The sequence below is a fragment of the Mesorhizobium sp. WSM1386 genome, from assembly GCF_055901595.1.
In genome coordinates, this window is the sequence record NZ_CM148373.1 from 214,542 (window position 1) to 231,119 (window position 16,578).

General features: G+C 65.0%; 16 protein-coding genes. 14 read left to right on the plus strand and 2 right to left on the minus strand.

Features of this window, described 5'->3' with window-relative positions; genetic code table 11:
- Window positions 1-102: 102 nt before the first annotated feature.
- The gene (hrpB, locus tag AC0NIH_RS01000) at window positions 103-2,565 is read right to left on the minus strand and encodes an ATP-dependent helicase HrpB (protein WP_473466275.1); all 2,463 of its coding nucleotides are present in this window, start codon (window positions 2,563-2,565) and stop codon (window positions 103-105) included.
- Between the two features lie 47 nt (window positions 2,566-2,612).
- Entirely contained in the window at window positions 2,613-3,503 is an 891-nt protein-coding gene (locus tag AC0NIH_RS01005) for a DMT family transporter (RefSeq protein ID WP_473466272.1), read from the minus strand.
- A gap of 27 nt (window positions 3,504-3,530) precedes the next feature.
- On the opposite strand from AC0NIH_RS01005, the gene AC0NIH_RS01010 reads away from it, so the two are divergent.
- The 14 genes from AC0NIH_RS01010 to dhaK all read left to right on the plus strand — a co-directional run bounded on the left by AC0NIH_RS01010 (window position 3,531) and on the right by dhaK (window position 16,557).
- Window positions 3,531-4,220, plus strand: coding sequence for a PIG-L deacetylase family protein (locus tag AC0NIH_RS01010; RefSeq protein WP_473466269.1), 690 nt, complete (start codon window positions 3,531-3,533; stop codon window positions 4,218-4,220).
- A gap of 286 nt (window positions 4,221-4,506) precedes the next feature.
- Window positions 4,507-5,838, plus strand: a complete 1,332-nt coding sequence (locus AC0NIH_RS01015) for an ABC transporter substrate-binding protein (RefSeq protein WP_473466267.1) — start codon at window positions 4,507-4,509, stop codon at window positions 5,836-5,838.
- Window positions 5,839-5,949: 111 nt separating this feature from the next.
- Window positions 5,950-6,897, plus strand: a complete 948-nt coding sequence (locus tag AC0NIH_RS01020; RefSeq protein ID WP_031258105.1) for a carbohydrate ABC transporter permease — start codon at window positions 5,950-5,952, stop codon at window positions 6,895-6,897.
- Entirely contained in the window at window positions 6,894-7,844 is a 951-nt protein-coding gene (locus AC0NIH_RS01025) for a carbohydrate ABC transporter permease (RefSeq protein ID WP_013891454.1), read from the plus strand. Before AC0NIH_RS01020 ends, AC0NIH_RS01025 begins: the two co-directional genes overlap by 4 nt.
- Window positions 7,845-8,058: 214 nt before the next feature.
- Window positions 8,059-8,262: a hypothetical protein gene (locus tag AC0NIH_RS01030; RefSeq protein ID WP_023767542.1), complete on the plus strand. Its 204-nt coding sequence runs from the start codon at window positions 8,059-8,061 to the stop codon at window positions 8,260-8,262.
- Window positions 8,263-8,264: 2 nt separating this feature from the next.
- Window positions 8,265-9,377: an ABC transporter ATP-binding protein gene (locus AC0NIH_RS01035; RefSeq protein WP_224687758.1), complete on the plus strand. Its 1,113-nt coding sequence runs from the start codon at window positions 8,265-8,267 to the stop codon at window positions 9,375-9,377.
- Entirely contained in the window at window positions 9,370-10,383 is a 1,014-nt protein-coding gene (locus tag AC0NIH_RS01040) for an ABC transporter ATP-binding protein (RefSeq protein ID WP_473466262.1), read from the plus strand. The genes AC0NIH_RS01035 and AC0NIH_RS01040 overlap by 8 nt, the downstream gene beginning before the upstream one ends.
- A gap of 73 nt (window positions 10,384-10,456) precedes the next feature.
- On the plus strand, window positions 10,457-12,100 hold the full coding sequence (locus tag AC0NIH_RS01045) for a dihydroxyacetone kinase subunit DhaK (RefSeq protein ID WP_473466260.1): 1,644 nt from the start codon (window positions 10,457-10,459) through the stop codon (window positions 12,098-12,100).
- Between the two features lie 72 nt (window positions 12,101-12,172).
- A complete protein-coding gene (dhaL, locus tag AC0NIH_RS01050; protein WP_473466257.1) occupies window positions 12,173-12,775 on the plus strand; it encodes a dihydroxyacetone kinase subunit DhaL in 603 nt (200 codons plus the stop codon).
- Window positions 12,772-13,161, plus strand: coding sequence for a dihydroxyacetone kinase phosphoryl donor subunit DhaM (gene dhaM / locus AC0NIH_RS01055; protein WP_352448466.1), 390 nt, complete (start codon window positions 12,772-12,774; stop codon window positions 13,159-13,161). The genes dhaL and dhaM overlap by 4 nt, the downstream gene beginning before the upstream one ends.
- Before the next feature lie 22 nt (window positions 13,162-13,183).
- A complete protein-coding gene (locus tag AC0NIH_RS01060; protein WP_023767537.1) occupies window positions 13,184-13,486 on the plus strand; it encodes an HPr family phosphocarrier protein in 303 nt (100 codons plus the stop codon).
- A gap of 41 nt (window positions 13,487-13,527) precedes the next feature.
- A complete protein-coding gene (gene ptsP / locus AC0NIH_RS01065; RefSeq protein WP_473466254.1) occupies window positions 13,528-15,102 on the plus strand; it encodes a phosphoenolpyruvate--protein phosphotransferase in 1,575 nt (524 codons plus the stop codon).
- An 11-nt stretch (window positions 15,103-15,113) separates the two neighbouring features.
- Window positions 15,114-15,539 (plus strand): hypothetical protein, encoded by a 426-nt coding sequence (locus AC0NIH_RS01070; RefSeq protein WP_013891462.1) that lies wholly within the window; start codon window positions 15,114-15,116, stop codon window positions 15,537-15,539.
- A gap of 31 nt (window positions 15,540-15,570) precedes the next feature.
- Complete coding sequence (gene dhaK, locus AC0NIH_RS01075) at window positions 15,571-16,557, plus strand: dihydroxyacetone kinase subunit DhaK (RefSeq protein WP_473466253.1); 987 nt, start codon at window positions 15,571-15,573, stop codon at window positions 16,555-16,557.
- Window positions 16,558-16,578: the final 21 nt, after the last annotated feature.

Below are 16,578 nucleotides of genomic sequence, written 5' to 3' on the forward strand. Positions count from 1 at the left end.
GCGCTCCTTGCTCAGCCCATGGATGACGAACTGGTTGATGTTTGCGCCAAATTTTCAAGGAACCCCCTCCTGATCCAAGCGGTCCGCCCAAGCTTCCCGAGGCTAGGTGCCTCTCGGCTTCGCTCTTGCGGTAGCCGCCGCCAGCAGCGGGTTTTCCGGCCAGACGTGCTTGGGATAGCGGCCGCGCATGTCGGCGCGCACATCCGCCCAGGAGCCGCGCCAGAAGCCGGGCAGGTCGCGCGTGGTCTGGATCGGCCGGTGCGCCGGAGACAAGAGTTCCAGCGTCAGCGGTACGGTGCCGCTGGCGATCGAAGGATGGCGATCGAGGCCGAACAGTTCCTGCACGCGCACCGCCAGCACCGGCCATTCGCCGTCATAGCGGATCGGCAAATGGCTGCCGGACGGCGCGTCGAAATGGGTCGGCGCCAACGTGTCGATCTTGCGCTGGAGGTCGTGCGGCACGAGCGAAGCCAGCCCGGCCGAAACAGCACCGGAATCGATGGAGGCAAAGGATGCGGCCCCGGACAGGAACGGCAGCAGCCAGTCGTCAAGGCGCTCGATGAGGGCAGCATCCGACATGTCGGGCCATGGCGACCCAAGCCCACGATGCAGCCAGGAGAGCCGTTGGCGCAGCGTTTCGGCCTCCTTGTTCCAGCTCAGCAGCGACAATCCGTGTTCGCGCAAGGCATCGAGGATCGCCCTGTCCGCATCCGCGCCTGAAGGCGGCGGCAGCATGCGCTCGGCGAGCGTGATGGCGCCGAGGCGCACCGTTTCGCGCACCCGCACGGCGCGGCGCTCGCGGTCGAAGCTCGTTTGCCTGCGCGTTTCGATCCGGTCGGCCAGCGCGGCGCGGATGTCGTCCTCGCCGATTGCCGCCGCTGCCGCGATGCGCGCATTCTGCGCCTTGCCCTGCAGGTCGGCGACGATTAGAAACGGCTCGCCGGCCAGCGGATCGGCGGCATGGAGCATGGCGCCGGAGCCATTGGCCAGCACGAAACGCCCGCGTTCACCGCGCGCCTTGGCGACGCGGTCCGGCCAGGCGTGGATGAGCAGAGGACCGGCAGGTCCAGCTTCGCTGTTTTTTGTACCGCCCACCTGCTTGGCTAGCCGCTCGGCAAGCTGTCGCGCGGCGGTCGCGCGCGGCGATCTTTCCGCGCGAAATCGCATCAGCCGCCGCTCCAGATCGGGGCCGTCGCCGCCAAGGCTGCGCTCGGTGAGCAACACCGCGAGCATGGCCGCCTCGCCGGCATGACTGCTTCGGGCCGCCTCGGCAACCATATGCGCCAGCCGCACGGGCAGGGCGAGCTTGCGCATCGACGCGCCCGCTTCGGTCAGACGCCCGGCCTCGTCGATGGCATGGAGCGCGCGCAGCAGCACCCTTGCCTCGTTGAGCGCCGGGGCCGGCGGCGGATCAAGGAAGGCGAGCGTCGCGGGATCGGCGACGCCAAAGGCGGCGCAGTCGAGCAGCAGGCCCGAAAGATCCGCTTCGAGGATTTCCGGCGGCGTGAAGGCGGGCAATGCCGCCGTCTGCTCGGCGCGCCACAGCCGGATGGCGACGCCAGCTTGCGTGCGCCCGGCGCGGCCGGCGCGCTGGTCGGCCGATGCCTTGCTGACGCGCACGGTTTCCAGCCGGGTGAGACCGCTAGCTGGCTCATAGCGCGGCAGCCGTGACAGGCCGGAATCGATGACGACCCGCACGCCGTCGATGGTGATCGAGGTCTCGGCGATCGAGGTCGCCAGCACCACCTTGCGGCGGCCTGGTTGCGCCGGCTTGATCGCCGCGTCCTGCGCCTTGCCGTCGAGCATGCCATAGAGCGGCACGATGTCGGTATCTGCGCCGACCTTGCCGGACACCCGCTCGGCGGTGCGCTCGATCTCGCGCTGGCCAGGCAGGAAGGCAAGCACGCTGCCGACCTCGTCGGCAAGGGCGGAGCGGATCGCCTTGGCCATGGCGTCCTCGACCGGGATGCCGGCCGGCCGTTCGTCGTAGCGGATATCGACGGGGAAGGCGCGGCCCTCACTTTCGATCACCGGGGCGCCCGACAGGAGCCTTGCGACGCGCGCGCCATCGAGTGTCGCCGACATCACCAGCAGCCGCAGGTCCGGCCGCAGGGCGCCTTGCACGTCGAGTGCCAGCGCCAGACCGAAATCGCCGTCGAGCGACCGCTCGTGAAATTCGTCGAAGATCACCGCCGAGACGCCGGGCAATTCGGGATCGTCGAGGATCATGCGCGCCAGCACGCCTTCGGTGACGACCAATATCCTGGTTTTTGCCGAGGTGCGGTTTTCCATGCGCATGGCATAGCCGACGGTGGCGCCGGGTTCTTCGTCGAGCAGTTCAGCCATGCGGCGGGCGGCGGCGCGAGCGGCAAGCCGGCGCGGTTCGAGCAGCACGATCTTGCCCGCACCCAGCCACGGCGCGTCGAGCAGCGCCAGCGGCACCAGCGTGGTCTTGCCGGCGCCGGGTGGCGCCACCAGCACGGCGCTGTTATCGGAGCCAAGCGCCTCGCTCAGCGCCGGCAGCACGGCTGATACCGGAAGCTCCGGCAAGGGTTTTGCGGTCATCGCGTCCGCATATCAGCGGTCACGGTCGCCGTGCAACTGGCACCAGCTCAGAGCCGGGTCCGCGAAAACGGGTTCCAGCGCACCGTGCCCAGCCTTACTTCCTCGCGCACCATGGTCAGCAAGCCGGAACCGCCGACGACCGCGAGGCCGACCAACGACAGCCAGTCGGGATATTCCTTGAAGAACAGCGCGCCGAGGATGACCGCCCAGACGATCTGCGAATAATGCGTCGGCGCTATACGGTTGGCTGGCGCGTATTTGGCGGCGAGCAATTGCAGCAATTGTCCGCCTGCGGTGAAGGCGCCGGCCAACGCCAGCCAGACCAACTGCATGGCATTCGGCAAGGTGAACGAGGTGGTCGCGGCGCCGACGCCGTTGAACACCAGGCCATAGCCGACAAGCACGCCGAGCATCGACGTGCGCTTCTCCTGCTGGGCGAGCGAGCGCATCAGGATGACGCTGGTCGCGGCGAGGAAGGCAACCACGAAGGCGGCCAGATGGCCGAGGTTCAATTCACGAAAGCCCGGCCGCACCACCAGCATCACCCCGGCAAAGCCGGCGACCACGGCCAGCCATCGCCAGGGGCCGACCTTTTCCTTCAGGATGACGGTCGACAGGATGGTGACCAGCAAGGGTGCCAGGAAGATCAAGGCGTAGACTTCGGCCAGGGGAATGTGGGTGAAAGCATAGACGCTGAGTACGCCGGACGCGATGCCGGCCCAGGCCCGGGCCTGCACGGCCCATGGCCGCTTCATGCGCCAGAAATCGCGCCAGCGTTCGCCCGCCGGGCGGGTGAAAAACAGGAAACAGCCGGCAAACAAGGTCGCGAAGAAACCGATCTCGAAGACGGTGAACTGTCCGCCCAGGCTCTTGATAACGGCATCGCTGCCCGAATAGCTTGCATAGGCGATCAGGGCGAGCAGGATTCCGTTCGTCACGTTGTTCCATTTCCGGGGAGAGAAGCATTGAAAATACTGGCTCTCGGTGCGCATCCGGACGACATCGAGATCTTCATGTTCGGTACGATGGCCGCCTATGCGGCGCAAGGCGCAGAACTCACTTTTGCCGTGGCCACGGATGGGGCCAGGGGCGGCAAGAGCGATCCCGTCATTCTCGCCCGTGTCAGGCGCGAGGAAGCAACGGCCGCGGCCGCGCTGCTGGGGGCGACGCCGCGCTTCCTCGACTTTCCCGACGGCGAGCTGGTGGCCGACGCCGCGCTGATCGGCGCGCTGAAAGGACTCATTCGCGAGATCGGGCCGGACCTCGTGATCACGCACGCGCCCAACGACTATCACGCCGACCACCGCGCGCTGTCCGACGGCGTGCGCATCGCGGCCTCGTTCGGCGTTCCGGTGCTGCATGCCGACACGATGGGCGGCACCGGATTTTCGCCGACGCACTATGTCGATATTTCCGCCCATGCCGAGATCAAGGCGCAGGCCATCCGCATGCACCAATCGCAGGACCCGGATCGCTTCGCCGACGCCGCCCGGACGCAGAACCTTTTTCGCTCCGGCCAGTGCAATGGTGAGCAAGCCTCGCAGGCCGAAGCCTTCCGCTTCGAGCCGATATTTCCTTTCGGCGACATTCGCGCGCTGCTGCCGCCGGCACCACCGATCCGGACAGTCATGGTGAGCACCAAGAAGGTCGACTGAGCCGGGAGACGGCCTGCGAGCCTGGTCGAAATCAGCCCGCACGGCCTCCAGACTCCGCGCCCGTCCACACCACGCTCGGCGCTTTTACCAACGTTTTCAGATGCCGGCGCCGTCATGCTGCGGCGCAGCGACGAATTCGCTTGCCTTGTTTAGTAAAAATTGCATCACTAAACAAATTACTAAACATCCGCGACGCTTCGGCGCTGGCATGTTTGGGCCCCTGAGGAGAGGGGTTGAGGGCTCTTGAAACCGTCATCCGGGCGCGTTTCGCAAATGGGAGGAAGGCATGAAATCGAGCTTTAAACTGGCGTTGGGACTGACCTCGGCGATATCCGCGTCGACAGCCGTCTCGAACGCTGCGCACGCTGAAGACCTGACGCTGTGCTGGGCCGCCTGGGATCCGGCAAACGCGCTTGTCGAACTGTCCAAGGATTTTACCAAGGAAACCGGCATCGGCATGAAATTCGAGTTCGTGCCGTGGACCAACTACGCCGACCGCTTCCTCAACGAGCTGAACTCGCACGGCAAGCTCTGCGACCTGATCATCGGCGACAGCCAGTGGATCGGCGGCGCCGCCGAGAACGGCCACTACGTCAAGCTGAACGACTTCTTCGACAAGGAGAAGATCAGCATGGACGACTTCGTGCCGGCAACCGTGGTCGGCTATTCGGAATGGCCGAAGAACACGCCGAACTACTGGGCGCTGCCGGCCATGGGCGACGTCGTCGGCTGGACCTATCGCAAGGACTGGTTCTCCAAGCCGGAACTGCAGAAGGAATTCAAGGAGAAGTATGGCTGGGATCTCGGCCCGCCGGCCACCTTCGACCAGTTGAAGCAGATCGCCGAATTCTTCCAGAAGCGGCAGATCGACGGCAAGACCGTCTATGGCGCCTCGATCTATACCGAGCGCGGCTCCGAAGGCATCACCATGGGCGCCATGGACGTGCTCTACAGCTACGGCTTCCAGTACGAGAACCCGAAGAAGCCCTACGAGATGGAAGGCTTCGTCAATTCCGACAAGTCGGTGAAGGGGCTGGAGTTCTACAAGGCCCTCTATGATTGCTGCACCCCGCCGGGCGCGTCGAACAGCTACATGGGCGAAGGCGTCGATGCCTTCAAATCCGGCCAGGTGGCGATGCACATGAACTTCGCCTTCACCTGGCCAGGCCTGCAGAAGGACGAGAATGTCGGCGGCGACAAGATCGGCTATTTCGTCAATCCCAAGGGCCCCGACGGCGAACAGTTCGCCCAGCTCGGCGGCCAGGGCATTTCGGTGGTGTCCTATTCCGACAAGCAGGAATCGGCGCTGAAATACATCAAGTGGTTCGCCAACAAGGACGTGCAGGCCAAGTGGTGGTCGCTTGGCGGCTATTCCTGCCTGAACGCCGTGGTGAAGGATCCGAAATTCCCGGCCAGCCAGCCCTACGCGCAGACCTTCCTCGACTCGATGGCCATCGTGAAGGACTTCTGGGCCGAGCCGAGCTACGCCCCGCTGCTGCAGGCCTCGCAGAAGCGCTTCCACGACTATGTCGTCGCCGGTCAGGGTTCAGCCAAGGTCGCGCTTGACGGCCTGGTCAAGGACTGGACGCAGGTGTTCCAGGACGACGGCAAGATGTAACCGGCTCCTCCCGAGCTAAGCCGAGCGTCCCGTGCCACCCTTGGCACGGGACGCGGTTCAGATAAATTCCATGACAGAGACGTTTTTAAAGTGACCGAAGCAGGACTCACCATGCTCAATCGGACCGCGGAGAACGTTGCCCGGGCGACCCCGGAACCGTTGGCCCGCAAGGTCCGGGGCATCAGCGACAAGGGCCTCGCCTGGCTGTTCATTTCGCCGACGATCCTGTTGCTGCTCGCCATCAACATCTTCCCACTGTTCTGGGCGATCTATCTCTCCTTCACCAATTACCGGGCCAACCGGCCCAACGAAGTGGTGAAGAATCTCGGCTTTGCCAACTACCAGCGCATCCTCGGCGACAAGGATATCTGGATCGCCATGCAGACGACCGCGCATTTCGTGTTCTGGACGATCCTTTTGCAGACGCTGATCGGCTTCACGCTGGCCTGGCTGATCGACAGGAAGTTCCGCGGCCACGCCTTCTGGACGACGCTGATCCTGGTACCGATGATGCTGTCGCCAGCGGTGGTCGGCAATTTCTGGCGCTTCCTCTACGAACCGCAGATCGGCTTGTTCTCTTATGTCATCTCGTTCGTCTCCGGCATTCCACCGACAAGCATCCAGATGCTCTCCAACGTGTCGCTGGCGCCGTGGTCGATCATCATCGTCGATACCTGGATGTGGACACCCTACGTGATGCTGATCTGCCTCGCCGGGCTGCGCTCGATCCCCGAATACATCTATGAGGCGGCCGAGGTCGACCGCGCCTCCAACTGGCGGCAATTCTGGTCGATCACGCTGCCTATGGCGCTGCCCTTCATCATGCTGGCGGTGCTGTTTCGCGGCATCGAGAACTTCAAGATGTTCGACATGGTCAATCTGTTGACCGGCGGCGGGCCTGGATCGACCACCGAAGTCGCCTCGATCACGCTGAAGCGGCAGGCTTTCGAAAGCTGGCGCACCGGCTATTCCTCGGCCTTCGCCATCATCCTGTTCGTCGCAGTGTTTGGCCTCGCCAACATCTACGTCAAGGCGCTCAACAAGGTGAAGCAGAGATGAGCCTGACCACTGCCCATTCGGTCGTCGCCCCCTCGGCCAACTCGAAGCGCATCGCCGGCGCGATCATCATCGCCTACGCGTTGATCTCGATCGTGCCGCTGTTGTGGATCTTCGCTACCAGCTTCAAGACGCCGCCGGACTCGATCGCCTATCCGCCCAAGGTCCTGTTCCAGCCAAGCATCGAAGGTTACTGCAACCTGTTCACGACGCGCACACGGCAAACGCCGGAGTACATCAACTCGCTGGGACCGGCGACCGGCTTCTGCGACGAGACGGTGCGCAAGCGCAATATGGTGATCGCCGGCCCGTCCAACTTCCTGCCGCGCTTCGCCAACTCGCTGATCATCGCCTTCGGCTCGACCTTTTGCGCCGTCTTCCTCGGCACGCTGTCGGCCTATGGCTTCTCGCGCTTCAAGGTGCCGCTTGCCGACGACCTTCTGTTCTTCATCCTGTCGACGCGCTTCATGCCGCCGATCGCCGTCGCCATCCCGATCTACCTGATGTACCGCGAGCTTGGCCTCTCCGACACCGCACTCGGCATGATCCTGCTCTACACGGCGGTCAATGTCTCGCTGGCGGTGTGGCTCCTGAAAGGCTTCATCGACGAGATCCCGCGCGAATACGAAGAGGCGGCGATGATCGACGGCTACACGCGGCTGCAGGCCTTCTGGCGCACCGTGCTGCCGCAGGCGACGACCGGCATTGCCGCAACCGCAATCTTCTGCCTGATCTTCGCCTGGAACGAATATGCGTTCGCGGCGCTCCTGACCTCCGGCACGGCGCAGACGGCACCGCCCTTCATCCCGACCATCATCGGCGAGGGCGGCCAGGACTGGCCGGCGGTTGCGGCCGGCACGACGATCTTCCTGGTGCCGATCCTGGTTTTCACCATTCTGCTTCGCAAGCAATTGCTGCGCGGCATCACTTTTGGGGCGGTGCGGAAATGAGTGATGTGCGAGGTCGACCCCCACTCCGTCGAGCTTCGCTCGACACCTCTCCCCCGATCGACGGGGTAGAGGAAGGGCGCGAACTTCATTCAGCCAGGCTCCCTTCCTCTCCCTCCGGAGGGGGGAGAGGTGGCGCTGCGAAGCAGCGACGGAGTGGGGGAACCACCCCGCAACCATCTCTCCGCTTGAACGGCGAGAAGGAAGGGAGCTACGCATGACCCGCCTCGCCATCTCCAGGAAAACATCATGGCCCCGTTGGGCCAGGCGCGGCCTGATGGAAAACGTCGCCACGGCGCTGATCGCCATCGGCTTCCTGATGCTGTTCCAGCCCTTCGCGCTGTCGCTCTACACCTATTCCTTCATCACCATGCTCGCCGGCACCGTGATGTTCATCATCGTCTCGAAGTTCCCGGAATAATCATGGCCGAGATCCGCGTCCAACATTTGAGAAAGGCCTTCGGCGATTTCGTCGCCGTGCAGGATTCCAACTTCGTCGTGGAGGATGGCGAGTTCTTCGTCATGCTTGGGCCTTCGGGCTGCGGCAAGACGACGACCTTGCGCATGATCGCCGGGCTCGAACTGCCGACCGGCGGCGAGATCCTGCTCGGCGGCGACGACGTCACCATGCTGCGGGCCCGCGAGCGCGACATCGCCTTCGTGTTCCAGCTGTTCGCGCTCTACCCACACATGAATGTGCGCAAGAACATCGGTTTCCCGCTCCTGGCGCAAGGCATGCCGGCGGCCGAAATCCGAACCCGGGTCGAGGAGACGGCAAAACTCCTGCGCATTGATCATCTGCTCAACAAATCCGTCTCGGGCCTTGCCGGCGGCGACCGCCAGCGCGTGGCGCTCGGCCGCGCCATCGTGCGGCGGCCGAAATGCTTCCTGATGGACGAGCCGCTCGGCACGCTCGATACCGAATTCCGCGATTTGATGGTCCATGAGCTGCGCGAGCTGCACAACCGCATCCATGCCACCACGGTCTATGTCACGCATGACCAGATGGAAGCGATGTCGATGGCCGACAAGATCGCTGTCATGAACCATGGCGTCATCGAACAGTTCGGAACACCCCGCGAAATCTACGATCGCCCGGCGACGATGTTCGTCGCCGACTTCATAGGTTCGCCGCCGATGAATTTCCTCGGCTTCGGTGGCGGGCTCACCAAGGGCGCGAAGGAGATTGTCGTCCAGGGCGCGAAGGTCGCGGTGCCGGAGGTGCGCGAGGACATTGCGCCGGCCGACATGGCGCTTGGCATCCGACCTGAGCATATCCGCTTCGACGACGCCTCGAAGCTTCGCGGCGCCATCTACGGCACCGAATATCTCGGCACGACGCAGATCGTCGCGGTGGAAACGGCGGACGGCATCATCAAGGCGCGCGTGCCGGCCGAGATCCGGCTCAATGCGGGCGACCATGTCGGCCTGACATTGAACAGCGCACGGCTGTCGCTGTTTGACAAGGGATCGGGACGCGCGGTGAGAACCGCTGTTCACGATACCGCCTCTCAAGGGAGAGCGCAGCATGGCTGACGTTCATATCAAGAACGTGACCAAGAGCTTTGGCGAGCATGTCGCCGTCGACGGTCTGGACCTGCACATAGAAGACGGCGAATTCGTCGTGCTGCTCGGGCCGACGGGGGCCGGCAAGACGACGACGCTGCGCCTGATCGCCGGGCTGGAGCGGCCGGATAGCGGCACGATCGAGATCGGCGGCCACAATGCGACGACGCTGTCGCCGGCCGAGCGCGACACCGCCTTCGTGTTCCAGCAATACTCGCTCTATCCGCATTTGTCGGTGTTCGACAATCTCGCCTTTCCGCTGCGCTCGCCGGCCCGGAAAATACCGGAGGACCAGATCCGCCGGCGGGTCGAGGAGGTGGCGAAGATGGTGCGCATCCACCACAAGCTCGCCAACCGCTCGACCAAGCTGTCGGGCGGCGAAATGCAGCGCGTCGCCATCGGCCGCGCCCTGGTGCGCAAGCCCGCCATCTATCTGATGGACGAGCCGCTGTCGTCGCTCGACGCCAAACTGCGCGCGGATCTGCGGCTCGAGCTGAAGCGCATCCAGTCCGAACTTGGCGCCACCATGCTCTACGTCACGCATGACCAGATCGAGGCGATGACGATGGCCGACCGCATCGGCATCCTTGCGGACGGCGTGCTGGTGCAGATCGGGTCGCCGAGAACGATCTATTCCGAGCCGGCGAACCTGCATGTCGCGGCAAGGCTCGGCCAGCCGGCGATCAATCTGCTGCCGGCGGGGCTGCTGCCCGATGGCGGCGCGCCGGCGGGCACCAGGACGATCGGCGCGCGCACCGAACATTTGACGATCGAAAAAGCCATGAATGGCCATGCCGACGGCGTCGTCGACTGGGTCGAGCATCTCGGCGACCAGAACCACCTGCATGTGACGGTCGGCCCGAAGAAACTGGTGACGCTGACCGACCCGGACACGGACCTGTCGCAAGGCGACAGAGTGGTGATCCGCTACCGCTCGCCGCTCTATTTCGGCGCCGACGGACAACGACTGATGTGAACGGTTTTCGGTGTTTTCCCCCAAAGGATAATGCCGGCTTGTGATTGACGATTGCGAATACGGGACGAATTCGATGAAGCACTTTTTTAACCGCAGGGAAACGATCGTCACCGAGGCGCTGGATGGCCTGTTGCGGACCATCGGCTCAGGCGAACTGGCGCGCCTCGACGGCTATCCCGAGCTCAAGGTCGTGCTGCGCGCCGACTGGGACAAGTCGAAAGTCAGCGTCGTTTCCGGCGGCGGCGCCGGGCATGAGCCGTCGCATGCGGGCTTCGTCGGCAAGGGCATGCTGACGGCGGCGGTCTCCGGCGAGATCTTCGCCTCGCCGAGCGTCGAGGCGGTGCTGGCGGCCATCCGCACAGTCACCGGACCGGCCGGCTGCCTGCTGATCGTCAAGAACTACACCGGCGACCGTCTCAATTTCGGCCTGGCCGCCGAGAAGGCGCGCGCCGAAGGCTTTCGCGTCGAGACGGTGATCGTCGCCGACGACATCGCATTGCCCGACATCGCCCAGCCGCGCGGTGTTGCCGGCACCTTGTTCGTCCACAAGATCGCGGGACACCTGTCGGAAGCCGGTCACGATCTGGCCGATATCGCGACAGCGGCCCGGGCAGCGGCGAACGACATCGCCTCGCTCGGCATGTCGCTGTCGTCCTGCTCCATTCCCGGGCAGCCGCATGAGGACCGGTTTGGCGAAAACGACGGCGAGCTCGGCCTCGGCATTCATGGCGAGCCGGGCGTCGAGCGCATCGCGGTGCAAAGCGCCGACAGGCTGGTGGCGATCATGGCGGAGCGCCTGGCGGTGCGGCTCGATCCGAAGGCCGCCTATGCCTTGCTGATCAACAATCTCGGCTCCGTGCCGCCGCTCGAAATGTCTGTCATCGCCAATGCGGTGCTTGCCTCGCCGCTCGGCAAGGCGGTCAAACTGACCGTCGGGCCCGGCCCGCTGATGACGGCACTCAACATGAACGGCTTCTCGCTGTCGCTGATCCAGCTCGACGCCGCGCGTGAGACAGCCTTGCTGGCGCCGGTCGGTCCGCATGCCTGGATGCAGGCCAAGCCGGTCGCAGCGCCTGCCATCGTGCCAATGGCGAAAGCAGCTGGACAAAGTGCTGCATACAAGGCCAGCCAGGACGCCGGCACCAGGCGCGTGATCGTCACGGTCTGCGAAAGGCTGATTTCGCTTGAAGCCACGTTGAACGGGCTCGACGCCAAGGCGGGCGACGGCGACACCGGCTCGACGGTGGCGACCGGTGCGCGCAGCATCCTCGAACGTCTCGATACGCTGCCGCTTGCCGAACCCGCGGCAACCCTTGGGGCAATAGGTGACGTATTGAGCGCATCGATGGGCGGCTCCAGCGGGGTGCTGCTGTCGATCTTCTTCACCGCGGCGGCCCAGGCTCTGGATGGCGGCGCTGATTTGGCCAAGGCGCTGCTTGCCGGACTTGAGCGAATGACTTTTTATGGCGGCGCACAGCTTGGCGACCGCACGATGGTCGATGCCCTGGAGCCAGCCCTGAAAGCGCTCGACGCCAACGGGCTGGAAGAAGCGGCAGCGGCGGCCCGGCGCGGCGCCGAGGCGACTGCCGCCATGGAGAAGGCGAAGGCCGGGCGGTCGGCCTATGTCGGCAGCCAGTTGCAGGGCGTGGCCGATCCCGGCGCCCATGCCGTGGCCGAGGTGTTCGCGGCGGCCGCCACGCTGCTTGTCGCGGCCTGACCCATGCACCCGTTGCCGAATGACCGTTCTTTCGCTACTGCCGGCAAGGTGGAAACCGGGAGTCTGGGCGACATGGCGATGTTGAACCTTGCCAGTCTGGTCGCGGCCGCGGCGGATACGATCGCTGCCCACGCCGAGGAATTGACGGCGCTCGACCAGGCGATCGGCGATGGCGACCATGGGCTGAACATGAAGCGCGGCTTCGAGGCCGTGCGGGCCGAGGCGGATGCGTTCGCGGCAAAGCCGCTGCCCGAGGCCTTGAAGGCGATCGGGACCAAGCTGGTGATGACGGTGGGCGGCGCTTCCGGTCCGTTGTTCGGCACATTGTTCATGGCGCTCGGCAAGGAGATTTCGGCGGAGCCCGATCGCGCCAATCTGACGGCTGCCTTCGGCAAGGCGATCGAAGCGGTGGCGGCGCGCGGCAAGTCGCAGGTTGGCCAAAAAACCATGCTCGATGTGCTGCAGCCGGTGCATGACGCATTGGCCGGGGGAAAGACCGCGGCCGAGATAGCCGACATCGCCGACGCTGCGGCCGAGGCGACCGTGCCGATGAAGGCTCAGCGTGGCCGCGCCTCGTTCCTCGGCGACCGCTCGATCGGCCACATGGATCCCGGCGCGCGCTCGACGGCACTGCTGGTGCGCACGGTGGGACAAGCGATCGGGGAAAGCGCATGAGCAATGTCGGGATCGTGATCGTGTCGCATTCGCCGCTGGTCGCGGAAGGCACGGCCGACATGGTGCGCCAGATGGTGGGCAACGAAGTGCCGCTTGCATGGTGCGGCGGAAACGGCCATGGCGGGCTCGGCACCAATGTCGAGGCGATCATGGGCGCCATCGACAAGGCCTGGTCGGAAGCCGGCGTCGCCATACTGGTCGATCTCGGTGGCGCCGAGACCAACTCGGAAATGGCGGTGGAGATGATCGGCGAACCCCGCGCGCAGAAGATCATCGTCTGCAACGCGCCGATCGTCGAAGGCGCGGTGATGGCGGCGACCGAGGCATCCGGCGGCGCCTCTCTTCGGGAAGTGGTGGCGACGGCGCATGAATTGTCGCCGTCGTGAGTAAACGGGAATTTTGAAAGACATGTCCGCAGCCGCCGAAGCGACCGTCCTGATCACCCATGATGTGGGCCTGCATGCGCGTCCTTCGGTGAAATTCACCAAGCTCGCCAAGACCTTTGCCGCCGACGTGGAAATAGCGCTTGCCGCCAACGGGCCGTGGTTCGACGCCAAGAGCATCGTCAAGGTGATGGCGGCCAAGGCGCCGAAGGGCACGGTGCTGCACATCAGGGCCAGCGGCGACGGCGCCAATGATGCCGTCGACGCGCTGGTCGAACTGGTGCGGCGCGATTTCGACGAGGGTGCCGGTCATGTCCGGTCGGCGTGAGGCCGGCCCACGTCTGCATCGACCCGCGGGGGATGCGGGCCATGCGGATTGAGGGTGTACCGGCCTCGGCCGGCTATGCCGAGGGGCCGCTGTTCGAGCTCGACCGGCCGCCGGCAGTCTACACCAGCAAGGCCACTCCCGAGGAGGAGAAGGCATCACTGAGGGCGGCGATCGGCAAGGCGGTGAGCCGGCTCATGACCATGGTCGAAACCGCCGACAGCGACGCCGCCGGCATACTCGAATTCCACATCGCCATGCTGGAAGACGATGCGCTGAGCGGACCAGCCTTCGCGTCGATCGATTCCGGACGGACCGCCGACGCGGCCTGGCGGCAGGCACTCGACGGCGAGATCGCCGGCTATGAAGCCTCCGACCAGGATTATTTTCGCGCCCGTGCCGGAGACCTGCGCGATATCAGAGACCAGGTGCTGCATGCCCTGACCGATGACGGTGCCAGCACAGCCCCGGCCGGCGCCATTCTCTATGGCGAGGACATCGCGCCGACGCGTTTTCTCGAAACCGATTGGAGCAGCGGCGGCGGCATCGCGCTGAAGGCGGGCAGCACCGCCAGCCATGTCGCCATGCTGGCGCGCTCACGCGGCGTACCGATGGTCGTGAGCCTACGCGAACCACCCGCCGGTCTGGCCGGCATGGCGCTGCTCGACGCCGAGCACGGCAATATCGTGCTGGCGCCCTCGCCGGCCGAGATCGGCTCTTTCCGGCAGTCGTCCTCTTCCTTCGCGGCCCGCCAGGGCAAGGCGCAGACCTTTCTGGCAAGGCCGGCGCTGACCAAAGCCGGCACGGCGGTGCGCATCCAGGTCAACATCGCCGACCCATCTGATGTCGACGCCATCGACATCGCGACCTGCGACGGTGTCGGGCTGATGCGCACGGAATTCCTGTTCGGCAAGACATTGCCGGACGAGGAGACCCAGTATCGCGCCTATCGCAAGGTGCTGGAATGGGCCGGCGACAAGCCGGTGACGATCCGCACCGTCGATGCCGGCGGCGACAAGCCGGTGCCGGGCTTCACCGTCGAGGAAGGCAACCCATTCCTCGGCCTGCGCGGGATCAGGCTGTCGCTGGCGCGGCTCGATATCTTCCGTGTTCAGATCAGGGCATTGCTGCGCGCCGCGCCACACGGCAATCTCAGGGTCATGTTTCCAATGATCGCCACGGCCGAGGAGTATGAGCGCGCAGCCGGCTTGTTCGCTGACGAACAGGCAGCCCTTACCGCGCGCGGCACAGCGCAGCGGATGCCGCCGCTCGGCATCATGGTCGAAGTGCCGTCGGTGGCCATCGCGCCGGAGGTCTTGGCCGGCGCGGCCTTCTTCTCGATCGGCTCCAACGACCTGACGCAATATGTGATGGCGGCGGCGCGCGACAACGCCGCGGTCGCGCATCTCAATTCGGTCCGCCATCCCGCGGTGCTGCGGCTGATCGGCTCGGTCACCGCCTTCGGACGGGACAATGGTATTCCCGTCAGCCTGTGCGGCGATGCCGGCGGCGATCCCGCCTCGATCCCGGCGCTGCTCGAGGCCGGCTTGCGCGATCTCTCCGTGCCGCCGGCGCAACTCGCCATGGCCAAGGCGGCCATCGCGGACATTTCGGTGTAGGCGTGGCAGGCATGGTCGACAAGACGCCCGAACCCGGTTCCGAAGAAGCGATCCGAGCCTACAAGACGATCCTGTCGCATGTCATCGACCAGCGGCCGTCCGGCATGCGTCAGCGTCTCGCCGACGCGCTCGGCAAGCACCGCAGCTTCGTCACGCAAATCTCCAGTCCGACCTACTCGATCCCGATTCCGTCAAAACATTTGCCGGCAATTTTCTCCGTCTGCCATTTCAGCCCGGCCGAACGCGATCAGTTCCTCGCCGCCTACCACCAGGCGCATCCGGGAAAGATGTCGGTCGCGGCTGGCATGCGCAAGACGCGGCATGTTTCGCTTGTCGTGCCGGATTTCGGCGACGACAAGCAGAATGCCGCGCTCGACAGGGCGGTCAACGACTTCATCCAGAAGATCACCAGCATCACCGGCAAGGGTGGCGGCTGACCATTCTTGCCGGACTGTTTGGGAGGACGCCATGAAGAAATTTATGAATTCGGTGGACACGGTGCTGACCGAGAGCCTCGATGGTTTCGTCGCCGCCCATGCCGGTATCCTGGCGCTTGGCGAGGAGCATAAATTCATCCGTCGCAGAACCCTGCGGCCAGGCAAGGTGGCGCTGATCTCCGGCGGCGGCTCCGGCCACGAGCCGCTGCATGGCGGCTTTGTCGGCCATGGCATGCTGGATGCCGCCTGCCCCGGCCAGGTGTTCACCTCGCCAACGCCTGACCAGATGCTGGCGGCGGCGCAGGCAGTCGACACCGGTGCCGGTTGCCTGTTCATCGTCAAGAATTATGAGGGCGACGTGATGAACTTCGACATGGCGGCGGAAATGTCAGACGGCATCCTGCAGGTGGTGACCAATGACGACGTCGCCGTCGAGAATTCGTCCTACACGACCGGCCGGCGCGGCGTCGCCGGCACGCTGGTGGTGGAAAAGATCGTCGGCGCGGCGTCCGAACAAGGCATGGCGTTGCCGGCGTTGAAGGCGCTGGGCGACCGGGTCAATGCCGCCACTCGCTCGATGGGCGTGGCGCTGACCAGCGGCACGGTGCCGGCGGCCGGCAAGCCGACCTTCGACATCGGCGACGGCGAGATGGAGTTTGGCGTCGGCATCCATGGAGAACCCGGCCGCCGGCGCGATACGTTGAAGGGCGCTGACGCCATCGCCGAGGAAATCTGCGCCGCGATCCTGGGCGATCTCGGTGACAAGGCGGAAGGCCCGGCGCTGCTGTTCGTCAATGGCTTCGGCGGCACGCCGCTGATGGAGCTCTACTTGATGTACAACAGCGCGCGTCGTATCTTCGAGAGGCATGGCGTGACGATTGCCCGCTCGCTGGTCGGCACCTATGTCACCTCGCTCGACATGGCCGGCTGCTCTGTCACGCTGACCATGCTCGACGATGAAATGACCGGCTGGTGGGATGCGCCCGTCCACACGGCAGCACTGCGGTGGGGCATGTAGCGCTGGCTTCCACAGCGCTTT